Consider the following 2,014-nt stretch of genomic DNA (forward strand, 5'->3'; position numbering starts at 1 on the left):
GCCGTGACCTCGGCCGAGGACCTGTCGGCCGGCGCCGGCGGGCTGCCGCCGACCGACGGCCTGCGCTACACGCTGGACGGCGCGCGGGTCGTCGTCCGCCCGTCCGGCACGGAGCCCAAGCTGAAGTGCTACCTGGAGGTCGTGGTGCCGGTGGCGGACCGGGGCGCCCTGGACGCGGCGCGGGAGCGGGCCGCGGAGCTGCTCGCGGCGATCAAGCGGGACCTCTCGGCGGCCGCGGGAATCTAAAGCCCGTCCGGCCCGGCGCCGGGGAGGCTCGACGCACCACCGGTTAGCTCGACCGGGTGATTTCCGCAGGTCAGTTGACGGAATGACCGGCGACAGGGGCCGGGGGCAACGGGAAGGTTGCCCCCGCACACTGTCCCCGTCCCGCCAGGAGCCGCCGACGTGCCCCCGACCGCCGCAACCGAGGCCCCCGTCCTCCCCCAGGCACGCCGTACCGGTCCGGCCCCGGGCGCGACGTTCACCGGACTGCGCGCCCGCGCCGCCCGTTCCCTGCGGCGCGCGGCACCGGCCCTGTTCGCGTACACGGCCGTGCGGCTGTTCGTGCTCCTCGTCTTCGGGGTCTGGTCGCACAAGGAGGGCCACGGCATCTGGCCCGCGCTCGCCGCGGACTGGGACTCCAAGTGGTACCTGGGCATCGCCGACCACGGCTACGAGCGCACCCTCGGCACCAAGTACGACGCCAACAACCTAGCCTTCTTCCCGCTCTACCCGGTCCTCGTGAAGGCGCTGGCCGCCGTGACGCCGGGCTCACGGGCGAGCGTCGGACTGATCCTGGCGGTCATCGGCTCGTTCCCGGCGGCGTGGGGCGTCTTCGCCGTCGGCGACCGGCTGCACGGCCGCCGCGTCGGCGTGCTGCTCACGTTCCTGTGGGCGTGCTTCCCCGTCGGCATCGTCCAGTGGATGGGGTACACCGAGTCCCTGTTCACCGCGTTCGTGGCGTGGTCCCTGTACGCCGTGCTGACCGGCCGGTGGGTGTGGGCGGGCGCCCTCGCCGCGCTGTCCGGCCTCACCCGGCCGACCGGCATCGCGCTGGTCGCCGCGGTCGGCGTCTGCGGACTCCTCGCGCTGCGCCGCCGCTTCTCCTGGCGGGTCCTGACGGGCGTGCTGCTCGCCCCGCTGGGCTGGCTCGCGTACGTGGGCTGGGTCGGTCTGCGCCTGGGCCGCTGGGACGGCTACTTCGCCGTGCAGCGGCTGTGGCACAACGAGCTGGACGGCGGCATCGAGACGCTGCGCCGGATGCGGGAGCTCCTCGCGTACGACTCGACGCCCGAGCTCTTCCTGATCATGGTGACGGTGACGCTGCTCGCGTCGGCCCTGCTGTACGTGTTCTCGCTCCGGGACGGCCAGCCGCTGCCGCTGCTCGTGTTCACCGGGGTGCTGCTGGTGATCGTCCTCGGCAGCGGCGGGGTGTACTTCTCCCGGGCCCGCTTCCTCGTACCCGGGTTCCCGCTGCTGCTGCCGGTGGCGCTGCTGATGGCACGGGCGTCGCGGCGCTTCCTCGTGCTCGCGGTGACGGGGGCGGTGCTCGGGGCGGCGTACTGCGGCGGTTACATGATCCTGGTGTGGCCGAGCGCCCCATAACTCCGGGAAAGTCCCGCTGATTCACCCGAAGTTGGGGCGACACACGCGCTCCGGTCTTCTCTCCCGCCGCCCGACACTCCACTATGGAACAGGTGTCCGACCCCCGCTGCCCCCCAGCGGGAGACCACCGGATCACCTCGCGTTCCGCCGACCCCCCTCGCGCGGACGCACTTCGGCCGGCGGCGGCCCACCCGACGGGGTGCGGCCGCGCCGGCCGCTTCGTGTTCGCCTCAGCCGACGGCGATGAGGACGATCAGCAGCAGGGCGCCCACGACGGCCGGCGCGATGATCTCGTACGCCCAGCGGACGCTCGGCTCGCCCTGCGAGGTGTTCGCCCGGGCGCGCGCCTCGCGCAGCTCGCGCAGTTCCTGCATGGACTGGTCGGCGGTGGGAGCGGCCGGGGGCGCCG

Annotated in this window: 1 protein-coding gene and 2 pseudogenes; 2 read left to right on the plus strand and 1 reads right to left on the minus strand. The window is 73.8% G+C overall.

Translation table 11 applies throughout. From position 1 onward, the window contains the following. Together G3I40_RS09595 and G3I40_RS09600 are read left to right on the plus strand one after the other, a co-directional pair. Positions 1-246, plus strand: a pseudogene (locus G3I40_RS09595) (phospho-sugar mutase); the annotation flags it as partial. 159 nt (positions 247-405) lie between these two features. Further along, positions 406-1,605, plus strand: a complete 1,200-nt coding sequence (locus G3I40_RS09600; protein ID WP_164301735.1) for a glycosyltransferase family 39 protein — start codon at positions 406-408, stop codon at positions 1,603-1,605. 230 nt (positions 1,606-1,835) lie between these two features. Here G3I40_RS09600 and G3I40_RS47005 read toward each other — a convergent pair. Continuing rightward, positions 1,836-2,014: pseudogene (locus G3I40_RS47005) on the minus strand (PH domain-containing protein); the annotation flags it as partial.

Origin of the sequence: Streptomyces sp. SID14478 (assembly GCF_010548525.1) — a bacterium.
Classification (GTDB): domain Bacteria; phylum Actinomycetota; class Actinomycetes; order Streptomycetales; family Streptomycetaceae; genus Streptomyces.